A 17,860-nucleotide genomic window follows, 5' to 3' on the forward strand; every position below is an offset into this window, starting at 1 on the left:
GCGGCCCTACGGCCGCCGTTGCGATGGACTACCCGCGCAATGTTACTTGGGCGCAGGTGCCGCCTTCGCCTTGGTCAGCATCTCGGCCACCGATGCGGTGGTGATCGGGTGGTAGCTGGGCTTGGCTTTTTCGAAGGCCTGTTCGGCGAAGGCGATGCCGTCCGGGGTCTTCAACAGTTCGGCGTAGATCGGCAGCACCAGCTTGCTGCGGCCGACGCGTTCGATGAACTCGCCTGCAGCGGCCTGTGCGTCGGTGTAGCCGCTGCGGATCGCCAGCGGATACCAGCGCATGGCGATTTCGCCATTCGGCGTGCCGGTGAAGTGGTAGGCGGTATCCAGTTGCTTGAGCTGTTCCGGCTTCAAGGTCGCCCCCATGCCGCTGAGGAAATGCACCCACTGCTGCGTGCCCCATTCGCTGGTGACCTGCGCGCTCGGCAAGCTGCCGCTGCCGCTCCAGGCGATACGCGCGGTGTCCACGATCGAGAAGCTGCGCGAGCGGGCTTTGGTTACCAATGCCGGGATACCTGGCTGCTTCAACCACGCATCCACTTCGGCCGCGCTCACGGTGTTGGGATGCTTGTCCAGCAGGTTCTTCTTGAGGTCATCGACGAACTGGTCGGTGGTGGCACTCTGGAACGCATGATCGTCGAACCAGCCGCGCAGGAACGGGTCGAATACCTCGCGCCCGAAGCGCTGCTCCAGAAACTGCAGAAACCACGCGCCCTTGACGTAGGCCACCTGGCTCAAGGCTTCGTCCGGGTCGCGCTCGGCCAGCGGCGGCAATGCCAATGCCTGGTCGGCCGGCGCCATATCCTTCAGTTCGGCCAGCAGATCGCCCTGGTCGATCTCGCGCTCCATCTCGGCCATCTCCGCGCCATACAGCGCCTCGGTAATGCGGGCCTGCACGTAGGTGGTGAAGCCTTCGTTGAGCCAGATGTCTTTCCAGCTGGCATTGGTCACCAGGTTGCCCGACCAGCTATGCGCCAGTTCGTGCGCGACCAACGACACCAGCGACTTGTCGCCGACAATCACGGTAGGCGTGGCGAAGGTCAGACGCGGATTTTCCATCCCGCCGAAGGGGAACGACGGCGGCAGCACCAGCATGTCGTAACGGCCCCAACGATACGGGGCATAGAGTTTTTCGGCGGCACCGATCATCTTCTCGGTGTCTTCGAATTCCTTGGCGGCCTTGTCGGCCATGGCCGGCTCGGCCCACACGCCCGAGCGCGCGGAAATCGGCTTGAACACCACATCGCCAGCAGCAATCGCCAGCAGATACGAAGGAATCGGCTCGGGCATCGTGAAGCTGTAATCGCCATCGCGCGCGGCCTTGGGGTCGTTGTCGGCGCTCATCAACACCATCACGTCCGGGCGCGAGGTCACATGCGCGCTATAGGTGAAGCGCACGCTCGGGGTGTCCTGCAACGGCACCCAGCTGCGCGCATGGATCGCCTGCGACTGGCTGAACATGAAGGGCAGTTGCTTGCCTTCGGTCATGGACGGCTCCAGCCACTGCAGGCCCGAGGCGGTCGGTGCGGTGTGATACGTGATCACGATCTTGGCTGGATGATTCGGCGTCTCGATGGTGAGCTTGCTGCCGAAGGTCTTGTGGGCCGGCGCCAGCGCGAACTGCAGCGGCGAGAGTGCGCCCTTGCCGTCGTCGGCCTGCACCTGCGCAATGCGCAGCTCGCGCGTGTCCAGCACCAGCTGTTTGGCGGCCTTGTCCTTCCACTCCAGCGTGTAGGTCGCGGTGCCGCCGATCTGCTTGGCATCGAAATCCAGCTTCAGATCCAGCGCCAGGTCCTTGATGACCACCAACTGCGGCTGGGCGTAGGAGCTTTCGTCGTGGTTGCGGGCGTCTGCTTTCACAAGAGCCTTGGCAGTGGCGGCAGGCGCCGCGTTGGTGGTGGCCGGCAGCGGGGAATCGTTGGAACAGCCGGCCAGCGCGATGGAGACGGCCAGGGACAGCGACAGGAACGGGAAGCGCATCGACGGCACCGCAGCGAGGAAATTGGGCATTTTAGCGCCATGGGCCGATGCCTGCCCGTGCGATCGCTGGTTGCTCAGGTCACCGGATGACTACGCGGGCTGTCGTGCCCATCGCGCACCAGGCGCCGGCCGCCTGAAAACTTGGCGTGGTACATCGCCGCGTCGGCACGCCGATACAACTCGGTGCCATCCAGGCCCTGCTCGCACACCGCGCTGCCGGCGCTCACATGCAGCGGCGCTTCGTCGGCATCTTCGCGTTCGAGCATCGAGAGCCATTGATTGAGCTTGAGCGTGGCCTCGTCTTCGCTTGCATGCACACCGATCAGGAATTCATCGCCGCCCCAGCGTCCGATCCAGTCCTGCGCGCCCAGCCAGCCGTAGGCCGACTCCACCAGCCGCACCAGCATGCGGTCGCCGGCCAGATGCCCGAAACGATCGTTGATCGTCTTGAGGTTATCCATGTCCAGCACGACCAACACGAACGGCCAGCCTTCGCGCTGCGCGGCGGTGACCGAATCGCGCATCGCCTGCTCGCAACCGCGCCGGTTCAACGCCTCGGTGAGCGAATCGAACAAGGCGTGCTTCTTCAGATCGCGCATGCCGGCGTCGATACCGCGCAGGCTGCGATTGATGCCGCGCAGCAGACGCCCCAACTCGTCGTCGCCATGTTCGGGCAGCGTGGGCAGGCGTTGATCGGCGTAGTACGCATCCAGCGCGTCGGCGGCGATGCGCAGCGGCGCGAGCAGGCGATATAGCGCAGATAGCGTCAACGCGGTGCCCGCCAGCGTGGCCAGCAATGCCACGATCACCACCGACCACAGCGGGCGTCCACCCAACTCGCTTTGCCATGCCAGCCAGACGGTCAGCAACAGTAGCGGCAAATAGATGCCGATAAAGGTCACCGCCAGCAGCTTGGCGCTGAAGGAGCGAGGAAACACGCGCGACAGACCTGCGTACAAGCGCATCCACGTCTCCAGCGAAAGATGGCCCAGTGTCGCCGACCATTCGTGGAGCCAACGCGACGGGAGTCTCAAAAGTTTGTCGGCAACCGCAGGCGCGCAAGTCCCGATGGCACCGCAAGCGGACACAAGCGCAGCTGGTTGGCGAGATATCCGGCGCGCGATGTACGCCGGACTGGACGCTCAGGTAACGACGCGTCGGATCACGCTCAGATCTTGTAGCCGGAGTGGATCGCCACAATGCCGCCGGTCAGATTCTTGAAATGGCAACGCGCAAATCCGGCCTCGCCCATCATGCCTTTGAGCGATTCCTGCGGCGGATGCTTGCGGATGCTTTCGGCCAGATACTGGTAGCTGGCGGCATCGCGTGCGAACAACTGGCCCAGCTTCGGCAGGATCTTGAACGAGTGGAAGTCGTAGATCGGCTTGAACCAGTCGGCGGTGACTTCGGAAAATTCCAGCACGCGCGCCTGCCCGCCCACCCGCAACACGCGGTACATCTCGCGCAGCGCGGCGTCTTTATCGGTGACGTTGCGCAGGCCGAACGAGATGGTCACCAGATCGAAACTCTGATCCGGGAACGGCAGCGCCTCGGCATTGCATTGCACGTAATCGAAGCCGGCCACCAGGCCACGGTTGGTCAGCCGGTCGCGGCCCACCGACAACATGCCGGCATTGATGTCGCCCAGCACCACCGCGCCCTCGTTGCCCACGCGCTCTTTGAGCAGCACTGCGATGTCGCCGGTGCCGCCCGCCAGATCCAGCACGCGGTCGCCCGGTTTCACCTGCGCAGTCGCCACAAAGTAACGTTTCCACGCGCGGTGCACGCCCAGACTCATCAGATCGTTCATCAGGTCGTAGTTGCGCGCGACCGAGCTGAAGACTTCGCCGACCAGCTTCTGCTTGTCCTTGGCAGCGACATCGCGAAAGCCGAAATGGGTGGTACCGGAGGTATAGGGAGATTCGCTCATGGGCGGATTATCGCACTGCTGACGCCGCCATGACCGCAACCGGACCACAATCGCGCTCTTACCTGCGACTGGCCCTGCGAGCATTCGGTGCGCGACACCTACGTCCGGCGCGACTGGCAGCCTCATGAGAAGCCTACCCTGCCGGGGTCGGCCTCCACGCCCTTGCACCCCACCCGGCGGCGCATCCAGTACGGGCTGGTGGGCGTGGTGGTGGCGCTGACCGGCGGGCTGAGCAATGCGCTGGTCACCGCCAACCTGACCTATCTGCAAGGCACGCTGGGCGCCTACGCCGCCGAAATGGCCTGGCTGCCGGCCGCCTACGTGATGACCAACATGTCGGCCAATCTGCTGCTGGTGAAGTTTCGCCAGCAGTTCGGGCTGCGCAGGTTCACGGAGATCTTTCTGGCGCTTTACGCGGCCATCGCCTGCGCGCATCTGTTCGTGCACAGCCTGAGCTCGGCCATCACCGTGCGTGCCGCACACGGGCTGGTGGGCGCGGCGCTCAGTTCGCTGGGGCTGTACTACGTGATCCAGGCGTTTCCGGCCAGGCACCGGCTCAAGGCAGTGGTGACCGGACTCGGCGTCACGCAGTTGGCATTGCCGTTGGCGCGGGTGTTTTCCACCGATTTGCTGGAATTCGCGCAGTGGCAGGGCCTGTATCTGTTCGAATTCGGCCTGGCGGTATTCGCGCTGGCCTGCGTGCTGGCGCTCAAGCTGCCGCCAAGCGATCGCTATCGCGTGTTCGAGCCATTGGATTTTCTCACCTTCAGCCTGTTCGCGGCCGGTTCGGCCGGTCTGGCTGCGGTGCTTTCGTTGGGGCGGCTGCTGTGGTGGACGAGCACGCCGTGGCTGGGCGTGGTGCTGGCCGCCTCCATCGTGCTGCTGTGCACGGCGGCGTGGATTGAGCACAACCGCCGCAACCCGATGGTCAATACGCGCTGGCTGGCCGGCGGCGACATGCTGCGGCTGGGTCTGGCGATTCTGCTGATCCGGCTGGTGCTGTCCGAACAAAGCACCGGCGCGATCGGCTTTTTTCAAACCCTGGGGTTGGCCAATACGCAACTGCAGACCTTGTTCGCGCTGATGCTGTTGGGTGCGGTGGTCGGCGTGGCTTCCAGCGCGTGGCTGATCAATCCGGCGCGGGTGGCAGAGCATCTGATCATCGCGGTGGCCGCCATCTGCATCGGTTGTTTCATGGATGCCCATGCCACCAGCCTCACCCGGCCGGAGCAGATGTACGTGAGCCAGTTTCTGCTGGCCTTCGGCAGCACGTTTTTCATCGGTCCGGCGATGGTGGCGGGGCTGGGCCGGGTGATCGCGCAGCCCGGTAATCTGATCAGTTTCGTGGTGCTGTTCGGCATGGCGCAGAACATGGGCGGCCTGCTAGGCAGCGCACTGCTCGGCACGGTGCAGGTGCTGCGCGAGAAATACCATTCCAGCCAGTTGGTCGAGCACCTGGTGTTAAGCGACCCGCAAGTGGCCGCGCGCGTGCAAGCCTATGCAAGCCTGTACGGCCGCAGCATCGGCGACACTGCCTTGCGTCAGGCGCAAGGGCTGCGTGCCTTGGGCAGCGTGGCAACGCGCGAAGCCAATGTGCTGGCCTATAACGACGTGTTTCTGCTGATCGGCTGCATCGCCATCGCCACCGGGCTATGGATCCTGTCCGTGCTGGTCTGGCGGCGGTATCTGCGCCCTCCCGTGTCGCCCCCCTCTCCTGTTTCCATAGCGCGCCCATGAATACACCTGCACAGACAACGCCTATCTCCGAAAAACAACGTCGCCGCCGCATCGCTGGCGTGATCGGCTTCGGCGGGCTGGCCCTGCTCGGCGTCGCCTTGGTGCTGTATGCATGGCGCTTGCCGCCGTTCGTCAGCGCCATCGAGCGCACCGAGAACGCGATGGTGCACGGTCAGATTACGGTGATCGCGCCACAGGTCAGCGGCTACGTCACCGACGTGCCGGTGCAGGACTTTGCCCACGTGAAGCATGGCCAGCTGCTGGCCAAAATCGACGACCGCATCTATGCCCAGCAGCTCGAACAGGCCAAGGCGCAGGTGCAGAACGCAGAAGCCAACCTGTCCAACTGGGACCAGCAGCGGCATAGCGCCGATGCCACCATTGCCGAACAATGTGCCGCACTGCGCAGCAATCAGGCCCAGCGCGATCGCACCCGCTCGGCCTACGCACGCACCCAGCAACTGGCCAGCCAGCAATTGGTGTCCGAACAGGATCGCGACACCGCATTTGCCGCACGCGCGCAGGCCGATGCCGGCGTGGCGCAGGCACGCGCCGCCTTGCAGGCCGCCGAAGAAAACGCGCGCAGCGTCAGCGTCAATCGCGCTGCACTGGAAGCTGCGGTTGCCAACGCGCAAGCGGCGGTGCAACTGGCGCAGATCAATCTGGACAACACGCGCATTGTTGCCCCGCGCGATGGCCAGCTCGGTCAGCTTGGTGTGCGCCAGGGCGCCTACGTCACCAATGGCACGCAGCTGATGTCGCTGGTGCCGGACACGTTGTGGCTCGTGGCCAATTTCAAGGAAACCAAGATGGCGAAGATCCGCATCGGGCAGCGCGCCAGCTTCACCGTGGATGCACTGAACAATGCGCGTCTACGCGGGCGCGTGCAGGAAATTTCCCCGGCCGCCGGTTCGGAATTCAGCGTGTTGCCGGCCGATAACGCCACCGGCAACTTCGTCAAGATTGCCCAGCGCATTCCACTGCGCATCAGCGTGGATCCTGACCTGCCGCTGGCACCGCGGTTGCGCCAGGGCATGTCGCTGGTGGTGGCGATCGACACCACCAGCGCCGTCGACTGAGCCGACGCAGCCGCTATCATGCGCGGATGTCTTCCCTGTCCCCAGCCTCGCTGCGCTGGCAGTGCCTGCAATTCGCGCAACTGAGCACCACGCAGCTGTATGCACTGCTGCGACTGCGCTCGGATGTGTTCGTGGTGGAGCAGCAGTGCGCGTATCCCGAGCTGGATGGCAAGGACGTGTAGTCGGGCGTGTTGCATCTGCTCGGAAGCACCGACACCGATGTTCCGGCCGCCTATTTGCGCGTATTGCCGCCCGCTATGAGTTATCCCGAACCCAGCATCGGCCGGGTCGTCATTGCCGCTTCGCAGCGTGGTCACGGCTTTGCCCATGCGCTGCTACGCGAAGGCTTGCGCGTGGTGCAGCACCACTGGCCGGCCAGCGCCGTGCAACTCGGCGCGCAAGCGCACTTGCAAGCGTTCTACGCCGCACACGGTTTTACGCCCTCGTCCGCACCGTATCTGGAAGACGGCATTCCCCATATCGACATGCTGCGTCGCGCCGACGCCGCCACTCAGGAGCTTGCATGATCACCACCCCCGACTACCGGGCCCTGCTCGGCACCGCCATCGCCCAAGCCCGCCAGGGGCTGGCCGAAGGCGGCATCCCGATCGGCGCGGCGCTGTATCACAACGAAGGCCGTCTGCTCGGTTGCGGGCACAACCGCCGCGTGCAGGAAAACGACCCATCCGTGCATGGCGAGACCGATGCGTTCCGCAAGGCCGGCCGCCAACGCCGCTACAAGGACACCATCATGGTCACCACGCTGGCGCCGTGCTGGTACTGCAGTGGCCTGGTGCGCCAGTTCAATATCGGCACGGTGGTGGTCGGCGAATCGGTCACGTTCCAGGGCGGTGTGTCCTGGCTGCGCGAACACGGGGTCAATGTCATCGACCTGCAGAGCCAGGAATGCATCGATCTGCTCGGCGGCTATATCTCGGCCAATCCCGAGGTGTGGAACGAAGATATCGGCGAAGACTGACCCCGGCTGAGCAGCCCGGACAGTGCCTGCCTGCGCGCAACGCCGTCATCGCGCACGCGCCGGGTTTGATATCAATCAAGGTCTGTTGACAGGACGGGCGCTAAGCTCGCGTTTTACCCGTTGGTTCATTGGTGGCAGCGTCCAACGAACAGGCGTCCAACACTCCCACTGCGCATTCCCTGCAACTGGACATCGTCAGCCTGAGCGGCGCGTTGTGGAGCGGCGAAGTGCGTCAGGTCATGCTTCCCGGGAGCGAGGGTCGCTTCGGCGTGATGGCGCGGCACACGCCGCTGCTGACCATCCTGGCAGAAGGCATGCTGCATATCCGCCCGGTCAGCGGAGAGCCATTGCAGATCTATGTCTGCGGTGGCTACGTGGAAGTGCAGCAGGACACGGTGTTCGTTCTCGCCGATCTGGCCGCACGCAGCGAAGATCTGGACAAGGCGCGCGCGGCAGCGGCGCGGGCTGCGGTCGGCTCGCCACTGGCTACCAGCCTGACCGACACCGCCTACGAGCAGATACACATGGAGTTATTGCACCGCTAAAGCGCCAATCTGCGTCATGGCACTGCTCGCTAGCGATGGCACGCAGCGGCCGCGCAGCCTTGTGCATGCGTGGCTGCAGCCATGCACGCGCTGCTGACCCCGATACGCGGTGACCCAGGCACGCAACGCAAAGGCCCGCCGATTCGGCGGGCCTTTGCGTTGCCAAAACCCTGCATCCCTAAAGGATGTAGCGGCTCAGATCCGGGTCCTGCACCAGCTCGCCAAGCTGCGCATCGACATACGCCGCGTCCACGGTGACGCTCTGCCCATCGCGATCGGGGGCTTCGTAGCTGAGCGTATCCAGCAACCGCTCCAACACCGTGTGCAGACGGCGCGCACCGATATTCTCCTGGCGCTCGTTGACCTGCGCGGCAATCTCGGCCAGCCGGTCCACCGCATCGGCGCCGAAGGTCAAACTCACGCCCTCGGTCTGCAACAAGGCCTCGTATTGCTTGATCAACGCCGCCTTGGGCTCGGTGAGAATGCGCACGAAATCGGCCTTGGTCAGCGCGGTCAACTCCACGCGGATCGGGAAACGGCCCTGTAATTCGGGAATCAAATCGCTCGGCTTGGCCAGATGAAATGCGCCTGAAGCGATGAACAAAATATGGTCGGTCTTGACCGTGCCGTACTTGGTCGACACGTTGGAGCCTTCCACCAGGGGCAGCAGATCGCGCTGCACACCCTCGCGGCTGACATCGCCACCGGTCGACCCGGCTTCGCCACGCTTGGCGACCTTGTCGATCTCATCGATAAACACAATGCCGTGCTGCTCGCAGGCTTCGATCGCCGCGACACGCACGTCGTCTTCGTTGACCAGCTTGCCGGCTTCTTCTTCGATCAACAGCAGGCGCGCGGCCTTGATGGTGAGCTTGCGCTTTTGCGACTTGCCGCTGCCCAGGTTGGAAAACATCTGCCGCAGTTGCTGGCCCATTTCTTCCATACCCGGCGGGGTCATGATGTCCATGCTCGCATTGACTGCGACTTCGAGCTCGATCTCGCGCTCGTCCAGCTCGCCACTGCGCAACATGCGGCGGAACTTGATGCGGGTGTCGTTGTCCTGTGCGGACGGCTCGTTGCGCGCGGCTTCCGGATCAAAACCAATACCGGTGGCACGCCGCGGCAACAGCGCATCCAGAATGCGGTCTTCCGCGCGTTCTTCGGCATGGTTGCGCACGCGCACCTTGGCCTGTTCGCGATACAGCTTGACCGAGGTATCGGCCAGATCGCGAATGATCTGCTCCACATCCTTGCCGACATAGCCTACTTCCGTAAAGCGCGTGGCTTCGACCTTGACGAACGGCGCGTTGGCCAGCGTGGCCAGACGCCGAGCGATCTCGGTCTTTCCAACGCCGGTCGGGCCGATCATCAGGATGTTCTTGGGCATCACCTCGTTGCGCAGTTCTTCAGGCAACTGCATGCGGCGCCAGCGATTGCGCAGCGCAATGGCGACCGCACGCTTGGCATCGTGCTGGCCGACGATATGACGGTCGAGCTCCTGCACGATTTCGCGCGGAGTCATGGTGGCGGTATCGATATTAGGCATTGGGGATTTGGGATTGGAGATTGGTAAAGGCGAGATAGGAAGAATCGAGGTGTCCGAGCGGCGATCAGGATCTGGAGCGCTTTTGCGAATCTCCAAACCCGACTGCCGAATCCCGATTCACAGCTCCTCAACCACCACATTGCGATTGGTATAGATACAGATATCGCCCGCGATGTGGATCGCTTCGGTGGCGATGGTCTTGGCATCCAGATCGGTATGCGCCAGCAACGCACGCGCAGCCGACAAGGCGTACGAGCCTCCCGAACCGATGGCGATGATGCCGTCTTCCGGTTCGATCACATCGCCGGTGCCGCTGATGATCAGCGAAGTTTCTTTATCGGCGACCGCAAGCAGGGCTTCGAGCTTGCCAAGGCGACGCTCGGTGCGCCAATCCTTGGCCAATTCCACCGCCGCACGGGTCAGCTGACCATGCTTGTCGAGCTTGGCTTCGAACAACTCGAACAGCGTGAATGCATCGGCAGCAGCGCCAGCGAAACCGGCCAGCACCTGACCCTCGCGGCCGAGCCGGCGCACCTTGCGCGCATTACCCTTCATGACGGTGTGGCCAAGGGTGACCTGACCATCGCCGGCGACGGCGACATGCCCACCACGCCGAACCGAAATGATGGTGGTGGCGTGAACGATGTTGGGATTCTGGCTGGGGTCCATGGGTCCTCCGGGGGGTTCCAATGAGGTGGGGACGCCCCTGCCGGGTTCAAGCGCGCTGCCACGATGCGCCGCATCAGCTGAGTCAAGCGCGCTCACGCGCCAGACAGCGTGCGCTGGTGAGCGCAGTTGGCAACGCTTGCTGCGGATCTGTGCTTTGCTGCGGATTGAAGCGTGCTGCGCGTTGGCGCTTGCTGCGGATCGGCGCTTGCAGGCATTCTTCGAGCAAGCGTGCTTCCCGTTTCTACATTAGGAGAGGAGCTCAACAGCGTCGATCTGCGTGCGGCAGCACTGCAGCGCAGTGCATCACCCACCCGCCACTACACACACTCACCCAACAGCTTTCTTACGCTTTGCACGCGGATGCGCCGCGTCGTACACCTTGGCAAGATGCTGGAAATCCAGATGCGTGTAGATCTGCGTGGTGGCGATATCCGAGTGCCCGAGCAACTCCTGCACGCCGCGCAGATCGCCGGACGATTCAAGAATGTGGCTGGCAAAACTGTGCCGCAGCATATGCGGATGCACGTCCTTGAACATGCCCTGGCGCACCGCCAGTTGCTTGATGCGGATCTGCACTGCGCGTTGCGAAATCGCGCCGCCCGCACGGCCGGGAAACACAGGTGTTTCGGCACGCCCGCCGCTCTCGCGCAGCCACTCGCGCAATGCAGTGATCGCATACGAACCTACCGGCACCAGGCGCTGCTTTTCGCCCTTACCCAGTACCATCACCAACCCGCTCTCCAGATCCAGATCGCGCCAGCGCAGGGCGCATAGCTCGCTCAAGCGCAGGCCGGACGAATAGAACAGCTCCAGCAAGGCACGATCGCGCAAGCCCAGCGGCGCATCGGTCGGCACTTGGACCAGGCGCACCGCTTCGTCGGCATCTAACACCTGCGGCAACTTGCGCGGCGCCTTGGGCGCACGCATCGCCGCGGCAGGGCTGGCCGCAATGCGGCCATGCTTCAACAGCCAGGCGTAATAGCTGCGGCATGCCGAGAGCCGGCGCTGCAGGCTCTTGGGCGACAGACCGCGTCGATGCTCGGCAGCGACGAACTGGCGCAATTGCGCGCTAGTGAGTTGCGCGCTGTCCAGCTGCGCAGCATCCACCTGCGCGCCATCTTCGCTCTTTTGCTCGGCCGCCCAACGCACCAGCGCAGCCAGATCACGTCGGTACGCATCCAGCGTATGCGCGGACACCTGCCGTTCGACCTGCAGATATGCCAGAAAATCTTCGACCGATGCCACCTTAAACTCCTCGCTGCCGCGTCATCGGCGCACCCATCCACTGCAGATCGCACGTATCGGCGCGCCCTGCAGTGCGCATCATGCGTCGAAACAGTGCAATGCGACGCTCAACGATTCGCCCATCATGCGCAGAAACAGCGTGCCCATGCCGGGATAGAAGCGATTGGCATCGCTGCTACCGACCGCGATCAGACCGATGCCGGGCAACGGCAGCAGCGCAGTCGACTGCACCTCGGCGGCCTGCTCGGCATACAGCAGGGCATGTTTTTCGGTCTGCAGGCGGCCGCAGATTGGCTCGCCGTCGCTCAGGCAATCGCGAAACGGGGCAAGACGCGCATCATCGACGGCGATGACCTGCAGCCAGTCGGCGTCCAGTCCGGCGACCGGCGTCAGCAACACCAGCCGCACCAGTTCGCCATTGAAATCTTCCGCCAGCGAGGCCGCCATCACCTTGAGCGTGTCGGCCGCACTGGTCTGACGCATCAGCGCCAGAGTCAGTTGATGCGTGCACACCGCAAGACGCTCGTTGTCCTGCGCATTGTTGCCAAGTTCGTGCAGACGCCGCGACAGTTCACGGTTCTTGTCGCGCAACACTTCCAGCTGATAGGTGGCCAGCGACGCGGTCGGGCCGTCGTCGCGCGGCACCAGCAAACTCACCGCCAGATCCGGGAACTGTTTGAGGAAGGTCGGGTGGCGTCGCAACCACATTGCCACTTCGTGCGCGCTGAATTTATCCACGCTCTCGCTCATCAGTTCCATTCTCCATCGAAGACAAACACGGCCGGGCCGGACATCACCACGTCCTGCTGATCGTCTGCCCAGCGGATGCGCAGTTCCCCACCGGGCAGGGACACCCGCACGTCGCGTTCCACACGGCCGCGCTGCATCAGCACAACGGCCGCCGCACAGGCGCCACTGCCGCAGGCCAGGGTTTCGCCGACACCGCGCTCGAACACGCGCAGGCGCACATGCGTCGGGTCGACGACCTGGACAAAGCCGACGTTGACCGAATCGGGGAACGCGGCGTTCTGCTGCAACAGCGCACCCACGCGCTCGACCGGCGCCGCATCCACGCGACCCACTTCGACCACAGCGTGCGGGTTGCCCATCGAGACCGCGCCAAAGCGCACGGTCTCCCCGTGCACCGGCAGCGCGTATTCCTCGCGCGCATGTGCAAAGCCGGCCAACGGGATCTGTGCGGGCTCGAAGTGCGGCACACCCATCGCCACCGCATAGGTGCCGGCGTCCAGACGCTGCACGCGGTGTGCGGTGAACGGACTGTCAATGACAAAATCATCGTCCTGCGCTGCGCCAGCGCGTACCAACCAGGCAGCGACACAGCGCGCACCGTTGCCGCATTGGCGCGCGGCCGACCCGTCGGAATTCCAGATGCCGTAGGCGGCCACTGCCTCGCTGCTGCGCGGGGCTTGGATGGTCAGGATCTGGTCGCAACCCACCCCGAAGTGGCGATCCGCCAGACGTGCGGCCAGCGCGGCATCCGGCGGCGGCATGCCGTCGCGCAGGTCCAGCACCACGAAATCGTTGCCGGCGCCATGCATTTTGGTGAAACGCAGACGCGCGCTGCGACCGTCAGCGCTCATTGCCGCTGCTAGCGGGCTGGTCGGTAGTGGAAGCGGGCTTAGCGTCGGTGTCGACCGGCGCAGGTGCCGGCGTCGACTTGTCCGGCGGCTGCGGCACGGGCTGGGCTTCCACAGGCACCGGCTTCTGCGGCATCACCAGCGGGCCCTTGTTGCCGCAGGCGGCAAGCAGGGCAAAGGTCGCACCAATCAGTGCGAGACGAACAGGCGATCGGGACATAAGGCTCATGCACCGAAGTATAGCCAGAACACCCTGACTGACGTGCGCTCAGTGCGCAGTGGGCAGCGCGCGCGGTGGCGGCTCGGGGCGCAGCCACAGCCAGATCGCCACCACCGCCATGATGCCGATCGACAGGTATTTGAGCCAGAATACCGGCACGCACCACAGCATGATGCCGGCGCAGACGGTCATGGTGAGGGTGGCCATCCATTTGGCCTTGCGGCTGACCGCGAGATACGTCTGCCATTCAACGATGGCCGGGCCGAAGCGCGCATGCGAGAGCAGCCAGTTGTGCAGACGCTCGGAGCCATGCGAGGCGGCCCAGGCGGAGATCAGGATGAAAACGGTGGTCGGCAAACCGGTCACAAAAATACCGACGATACCGGTGGCCAGGCTGGCGTACGCCAGCAACCACCAGGCCCAGCGGAATCGAGTCGGTCGCGTCATGGGGAAATGATACGGCCAGTCGGGGTTGAGGTGGTCAGGGCATCCTCTTCTCCCAGCGGGAAAAGGTGCCCAAATGGCGGATGAAGGTACGTCTGCACGCAGGGACGGGAGATTCTTGCTCTTACGAATCCCAAATCCCAAACCCCCAACCCCAGCCCCTCAACTACTTGACCCCAAGCTGATCCAGCACGAACGCATACGATTCGGCCGCCTCGCGATAGCGACGGAAACGGCCGGATTTGCCGCCGTGGCCGGCTTCCATGTTGGTGCGGAACACGATCGGCTGGGTACCGGTGTTGTCGTCGCGCAATTTGGCGACCCACTTGGCCGGTTCCCAGTACTGCACCTGCGAATCCCACAAACCGGTGCCGACGAACAACGCAGGATACGCCTGTTTCCGCACGTTGTCGTACGGGGAGTACGACAGCATGTAGTCGTAATAGTCCTTGTTCTGCGGGTTGCCCCACTCATCGTACTCGTTGGTGGTGAGCGGAATGCTGGCGTCGAGCATGGTAGTGACCACATCGACGAACGGCACCTGCGCGACCATCACGCGGTAATCCTGCGGGGCCATGTTCGCCACCGCGCCCATCAACAGGCCACCCGCACTACCGCCAGACGCGGCGACGCGATCCTTGGCTGCGTAGCCCTGCGCAACCAGCCCGCGGGTGACATCGATAAAGTCGGTGAACGTGTTCTTCTTGTGCAGCAATTTGCCGTCGTCGTACCACTGGCGGCCCATTTCCTGGCCGCCGCGGATGTGCGCGATGGCATACACCACGCCACGGTCCACCAGACTGATTGCCGGCAGGTTGAACGCCGGGTCCATCGAGGCACCGTAGCTACCATAGGCGTACTGGAACAACGCGGCAGTGCCGTCCTTCTTGAAGCCCTGCTTGTAGACCAGCGACACCGGCACCTTGACGCCATCGCGCGCGGTCACCCACACGCGCTCGGTAGCGTACCTGCTGGCGTTGTAGCCGATCACCGGCTGCTGCTTGAGCAACTTGCGCTCGCCGGTCTGCGTATTGAGTTCGTAGGTCGTTGCCGGTGTGGTCAGCGAGGTATAGCTGTAACGCAGCCACGCGGTGTCAGGCTCGGAATTGATCGCCAGGCCCATTGAATACGCCGGCTCATCTGCCTTGACGTATTGAGCCCCACCTGCAAGAGCCCGCACATCCATGTGCGGACTGTTGAATTTAAGTCGCACGCGTTCCAGCCCACCGGAGCGCTCTTCGATCGCGGTAAACCCATCGAACAACTGGAAATTTTCGATATAGACCGCGTCGTCGTGCGCCACCCAATCGGTCCACTGCTTGCGCGTGGCCGCGTCCGTGGGCGCGGTCACCAGCTTGAAGTTCTTGGCGCCATCGGCATTGGTGCGGATCACCCAACGACCATCGAAATGCTCGGGGTGATATTCGACATCGTGTTGGCGCTTGGCCAGCACCGTGAAGCGCTCGGGCTTGTCGGCCGGTGCGTAGCGCGATTCGGACGACACCGTGCTTTCCACGCCGATGACGATGTACTTGTCGTCACGGGTACGGCCGATGCCCATGTAAAAGCTGTCGTCCTTCTCTTCATAGACCAGCACGTCGTTCTTGGAGGGCGTGCCCAGCACGTGCTTCTTCACGCGCACCGTGAGCAGTGTTTCCGGGTCGTTTTCGATATAGAACAGGGTCTTGTTGTCGTCGGCCCAGACCACGTTCGCCGCGACGCCTTCCACGGTGTCGGGGTAGATCTCGCCGGTGTCCAGATTCTTGAAACGAATCGTGTACTGGCGACGACCCACGGCGTCGTCGGCCCAGGCCAGGATGCGATTGTCCTGACTGACTTCCGCATCGCCGACACTGAAATAGCCTTTGCCTTCGGCCAGCTGATTGACGTCCAGCAAAATTTGTTCGGGCGCCTCCATGCTGCCCTTGCGGCGCGCCTGGATTGGGTAATCCTTGCCGGCTTCGAAACGAGTGTAGTACCAGTAGCCACGTGCGCGATACGGCACGCTGGCGTCGTCCTGCTTGATGCGCCCGACAATTTCGGTATACAGCGTGTCTTCCAGCGGCTTCAGCGGCGCCATCAACGCGTCGGTGTAGGCGTTCTCGGCAGTGAGATAGGCGAGCATCGCCTTGTCTTGCCGCTTATCGTCGCGCAACCAGTAGTAGTCGTCGTTGCGGGTGGCACCGAACGGGGTCTTGACTACATGCGGATGCTTGGCCACGTCCGGCGGCGACGGGAGAGCTGCAAAGGCGGAAGGAGCAGAGGTGGTCATCAGGCTGGCGATCAACAAGAGTCAGGACAGGCTTCATCAGATTGGGGGCCATTGGATGAACGCAATGCCATCCCAGCGCCCGAGTGTAGAAGAGACCGGCGCGCAGCGTCATGTGCCAGGAGATTGGTACCGCGTGGAACGGAGAAGTGGCGATGTCTCATGGCCTATGGCCCAGGTCCGGATGATCGTGTGTGGCCGTGCGGCAGAGCGGGCAGCGACCGCCCGATGCCGATGCCGTGCGTGTCTGCGCGCAAGGACTGCGCGCATTCGACCAGCACGCACCTGGTCCCCACAGGCATCCATGGTTTCGCACGTGCACGAACACGCGGTGATCTTTGCCGCGCGGTAACAAAACCTGTGCACTGGCTGGTCTACCATCCTGCCGATGGATACCACGCCTCCGCACTCCTCCGGGTATAGCCGTCGCAGCCAGGACATCGCGCCGTTCCATGTGATGTCGCTCCTGGCGCGCGCCAACGCGCTCGAACAGGCCGGCCACGATGTGATCCACCTGGAAATCGGCGAGCCGGATTTCACCACCGCTGCACCGATCGTTGCCGCGGGACAGGCTGCATTGGCCGCCGGGCACACCCGCTACACCGCCGCACGCGGCCTTCCCGCACTGCGCATAGCCATCGCCGGTTTCTATGCGCAGCGCTACGGGTGCGATATCGATCCGGAACGGATCCTGGTTACGCCTGGCGGTTCCGGCGCGCTGCTGCTGGCCAGCAGCCTGCTGGTCGACCCGAACAAACACTGGCTGCTCGCCGACCCCGGCTATCCGTGCAACCGGCACTTTCTGCGTCTGGTCGAAGGCGCCGCGCAGCTGGTGCCGGTTGGCGCGGATACCGATTACCAACTGACGCCAGGCCTGGTCGACGCCTGCTGGAATGCCGACAGCGTCGGTGCACTGGTCGCCTCGCCGGCCAATCCCACCGGCAGTGTGCTGTCGCGCGCGCAACTGGCCGCGTTGTCGCAGGCGTTGCGGGCTCGTGGCGGTCATCTGGTGGTGGATGAGATCTACCACGGCCTGACCTATGGGCTGGACGCGCACAGCGTGCTGGAAGTGGACGATGGCGCCTTCGTGTTGAACAGTTTTTCCAAGTATTTCGGCATGACCGGTTGGCGGCTGGGCTGGCTGATCGCTCCACCCAAGGCGGTGCCTGAATTGGAGAAACTCGCGCAGAATCTTTACATCAGCGCCTCCACGATCGCCCAGCGCGCTGCACTGGCCTGTTTCACGCCAGAAAGCATGGTCATCTTCGAAGCCCGCCGTGCCGAGTTTCAACAACGTCGCGATTATTTACTGCCGGCCTTGCGCGCATTAGGCTTCAAAATCGACGTCGAACCGCAAGGCGCGTTTTATCTGTACGCCGATATCAGCGCATTCTCCGGCGATGCCAAGGCCTTCTGCGCCCACTTCCTGGAAACCGAACATGTCGCCTTCACCCCAGGCATCGACTTCGGCCACCACCGCGCCAACCAGCATGTCCGCATCGCGTATACGCAGAGCCTGCCGCGGCTGGGACAGGCGGTTGAGCGCATTGCGCGTGGGTTGCGGCACATCGGAACAGAGGTACCAGACGCGCTCACGCCATCCATCTGAC

Annotated in this window: 16 protein-coding genes and 1 pseudogene; 6 read left to right on the forward strand and 11 right to left on the reverse strand. The window is 63.6% G+C overall.

Going from position 1 to position 17,860, the window contains the following annotated elements; genetic code table 11:
- Window positions 1–42: 42 nt before the first annotated feature.
- From XpopCFBP1817_RS04870 to ubiE, 3 genes are all read right to left on the reverse strand, one after another.
- Window positions 43–1,989 (reverse strand): M1 family metallopeptidase, encoded by a 1,947-nt coding sequence (locus XpopCFBP1817_RS04870; RefSeq protein WP_208619542.1) that lies wholly within the window; start codon window positions 1,987–1,989, stop codon window positions 43–45.
- A 74-nt stretch (window positions 1,990–2,063) separates the two neighbouring features.
- On the reverse strand, window positions 2,064–2,954 hold the full coding sequence (locus tag XpopCFBP1817_RS04875) for a GGDEF domain-containing protein (RefSeq protein ID WP_128416237.1): 891 nt from the start codon (window positions 2,952–2,954) through the stop codon (window positions 2,064–2,066).
- 203 nt (window positions 2,955–3,157) lie between these two features.
- Window positions 3,158–3,919, reverse strand: a complete 762-nt coding sequence (ubiE, locus tag XpopCFBP1817_RS04880) for a bifunctional demethylmenaquinone methyltransferase/2-methoxy-6-polyprenyl-1,4-benzoquinol methylase UbiE (RefSeq protein WP_128416238.1) — start codon at window positions 3,917–3,919, stop codon at window positions 3,158–3,160.
- 87 nt (window positions 3,920–4,006) lie between these two features.
- On the opposite strand from ubiE, the gene XpopCFBP1817_RS04885 reads away from it, so the two are divergent.
- The 5 genes and pseudogenes from XpopCFBP1817_RS04885 to atpC all read left to right on the forward strand — a co-directional run bounded on the left by XpopCFBP1817_RS04885 (window position 4,007) and on the right by atpC (window position 8,259).
- Entirely contained in the window at window positions 4,007–5,656 is a 1,650-nt protein-coding gene (locus tag XpopCFBP1817_RS04885; RefSeq protein WP_128416239.1) for an efflux MFS transporter permease, read from the forward strand.
- The gene (locus XpopCFBP1817_RS04890) at window positions 5,653–6,735 is read left to right on the forward strand and encodes an HlyD family secretion protein (protein WP_128416240.1); all 1,083 of its coding nucleotides are present in this window, start codon (window positions 5,653–5,655) and stop codon (window positions 6,733–6,735) included. The genes XpopCFBP1817_RS04885 and XpopCFBP1817_RS04890 overlap by 4 nt, the downstream gene beginning before the upstream one ends.
- Window positions 6,736–6,761: 26 nt before the next feature.
- Window positions 6,762–7,262 (forward strand): annotated as a pseudogene (locus XpopCFBP1817_RS04895) (GNAT family N-acetyltransferase).
- Entirely contained in the window at window positions 7,259–7,714 is a 456-nt protein-coding gene (locus tag XpopCFBP1817_RS04900; RefSeq protein WP_128416241.1) for a nucleoside deaminase, read from the forward strand. Before XpopCFBP1817_RS04895 ends, XpopCFBP1817_RS04900 begins: the two are co-directional and overlap by 4 nt.
- Before the next feature lie 131 nt (window positions 7,715–7,845).
- On the forward strand, window positions 7,846–8,259 hold the full coding sequence (gene atpC, locus XpopCFBP1817_RS04905) for an ATP synthase F1 subunit epsilon (RefSeq protein ID WP_128416242.1): 414 nt from the start codon (window positions 7,846–7,848) through the stop codon (window positions 8,257–8,259).
- Window positions 8,260–8,437: 178 nt separating this feature from the next.
- On the opposite strand, the gene hslU is transcribed toward atpC, so the two are convergent.
- The 8 genes from hslU to XpopCFBP1817_RS04945 all read right to left on the reverse strand — a co-directional run bounded on the left by hslU (window position 8,438) and on the right by XpopCFBP1817_RS04945 (window position 16,253).
- Window positions 8,438–9,805 carry an ATP-dependent protease ATPase subunit HslU gene (gene hslU / locus XpopCFBP1817_RS04910; protein ID WP_128416243.1) on the reverse strand — a complete coding sequence of 456 codons (1,368 nt, stop codon included), beginning with the start codon at window positions 9,803–9,805 and terminating at the stop codon, window positions 8,438–8,440.
- A gap of 117 nt (window positions 9,806–9,922) precedes the next feature.
- A complete protein-coding gene (hslV, locus tag XpopCFBP1817_RS04915) occupies window positions 9,923–10,474 on the reverse strand; it encodes an ATP-dependent protease subunit HslV (RefSeq protein WP_128416244.1) in 552 nt (183 codons plus the stop codon).
- 327 nt (window positions 10,475–10,801) lie between these two features.
- Complete coding sequence (xerC, locus tag XpopCFBP1817_RS04920; RefSeq protein WP_128416245.1) at window positions 10,802–11,719, reverse strand: tyrosine recombinase XerC; 918 nt, start codon at window positions 11,717–11,719, stop codon at window positions 10,802–10,804.
- Between the two features lie 78 nt (window positions 11,720–11,797).
- Window positions 11,798–12,469: a DUF484 family protein gene (locus XpopCFBP1817_RS04925; RefSeq protein WP_167393831.1), complete on the reverse strand. Its 672-nt coding sequence runs from the start codon at window positions 12,467–12,469 to the stop codon at window positions 11,798–11,800.
- Window positions 12,469–13,320, reverse strand: a complete 852-nt coding sequence (gene dapF / locus XpopCFBP1817_RS04930) for a diaminopimelate epimerase (RefSeq protein ID WP_128416247.1) — start codon at window positions 13,318–13,320, stop codon at window positions 12,469–12,471. Before dapF ends, XpopCFBP1817_RS04925 begins: the two co-directional genes overlap by 1 nt.
- The gene (gene lptM, locus XpopCFBP1817_RS04935) at window positions 13,310–13,546 is read right to left on the reverse strand and encodes an LPS translocon maturation chaperone LptM (protein ID WP_128416248.1); all 237 of its coding nucleotides are present in this window, start codon (window positions 13,544–13,546) and stop codon (window positions 13,310–13,312) included. Before lptM ends, dapF begins: the two co-directional genes overlap by 11 nt.
- 39 nt (window positions 13,547–13,585) lie before the next feature.
- Window positions 13,586–13,984, reverse strand: coding sequence for a YbaN family protein (locus tag XpopCFBP1817_RS04940; RefSeq protein ID WP_128416249.1), 399 nt, complete (start codon window positions 13,982–13,984; stop codon window positions 13,586–13,588).
- Between the two features lie 163 nt (window positions 13,985–14,147).
- Window positions 14,148–16,253, reverse strand: a complete 2,106-nt coding sequence (locus XpopCFBP1817_RS04945) for a S9 family peptidase (protein ID WP_128416250.1) — start codon at window positions 16,251–16,253, stop codon at window positions 14,148–14,150.
- Window positions 16,254–16,638: 385 nt separating this feature from the next.
- Between XpopCFBP1817_RS04945 and XpopCFBP1817_RS04950 the strand changes: the two genes are divergently transcribed.
- Entirely contained in the window at window positions 16,639–17,859 is a 1,221-nt protein-coding gene (locus tag XpopCFBP1817_RS04950) for a pyridoxal phosphate-dependent aminotransferase (RefSeq protein WP_128416251.1), read from the forward strand.
- Window position 17,860 lies beyond the last annotated feature (1 nt).

Origin of the sequence: Xanthomonas populi, assembly GCF_002940065.1 — a bacterium.
GTDB classification, from domain to species: domain Bacteria; phylum Pseudomonadota; class Gammaproteobacteria; order Xanthomonadales; family Xanthomonadaceae; genus Xanthomonas; species Xanthomonas populi.

What these genes read in the sequence shown, in the direction of transcription:
- lptM (WP_128416248.1), bottom strand. Translation starts at nt 13,546, where the DNA reads ATGAGCCTTATGTCCCGATCGCCTGTTCGTCTCGCACTGATTGGTGCG.
- dapF (WP_128416247.1), bottom strand. Translation starts at nt 13,320, where the DNA reads ATGAGCGCTGACGGTCGCAGCGCGCGTCTGCGTTTCACCAAAATGCAT.
- XpopCFBP1817_RS04940 (WP_128416249.1), bottom strand. Translation starts at nt 13,984, where the DNA reads ATGACGCGACCGACTCGATTCCGCTGGGCCTGGTGGTTGCTGGCGTAC.
- ubiE (WP_128416238.1), bottom strand. Translation starts at nt 3,919, where the DNA reads ATGAGCGAATCTCCCTATACCTCCGGTACCACCCATTTCGGCTTTCGC.
- XpopCFBP1817_RS04875 (WP_128416237.1), bottom strand. Translation starts at nt 2,954, where the DNA reads ATGCGCTTGTACGCAGGTCTGTCGCGCGTGTTTCCTCGCTCCTTCAGC.
- XpopCFBP1817_RS04925 (WP_167393831.1), bottom strand. Translation starts at nt 12,469, where the DNA reads ATGAGCGAGAGCGTGGATAAATTCAGCGCGCACGAAGTGGCAATGTGG.
- XpopCFBP1817_RS04950 (WP_128416251.1), top strand. Translation starts at nt 16,639, where the DNA reads ATGGATACCACGCCTCCGCACTCCTCCGGGTATAGCCGTCGCAGCCAG.
- XpopCFBP1817_RS04890 (WP_128416240.1), top strand. Translation starts at nt 5,653, where the DNA reads ATGAATACACCTGCACAGACAACGCCTATCTCCGAAAAACAACGTCGC.
- hslU (WP_128416243.1), bottom strand. Translation starts at nt 9,805, where the DNA reads ATGCCTAATATCGATACCGCCACCATGACTCCGCGCGAAATCGTGCAG.
- XpopCFBP1817_RS04900 (WP_128416241.1), top strand. Translation starts at nt 7,259, where the DNA reads ATGATCACCACCCCCGACTACCGGGCCCTGCTCGGCACCGCCATCGCC.
- XpopCFBP1817_RS04870 (WP_208619542.1), bottom strand. Translation starts at nt 1,989, where the DNA reads ATGCGCTTCCCGTTCCTGTCGCTGTCCCTGGCCGTCTCCATCGCGCTG.
- XpopCFBP1817_RS04945 (WP_128416250.1), bottom strand. Translation starts at nt 16,253, where the DNA reads ATGACCACCTCTGCTCCTTCCGCCTTTGCAGCTCTCCCGTCGCCGCCG.
- hslV (WP_128416244.1), bottom strand. Translation starts at nt 10,474, where the DNA reads ATGGACCCCAGCCAGAATCCCAACATCGTTCACGCCACCACCATCATT.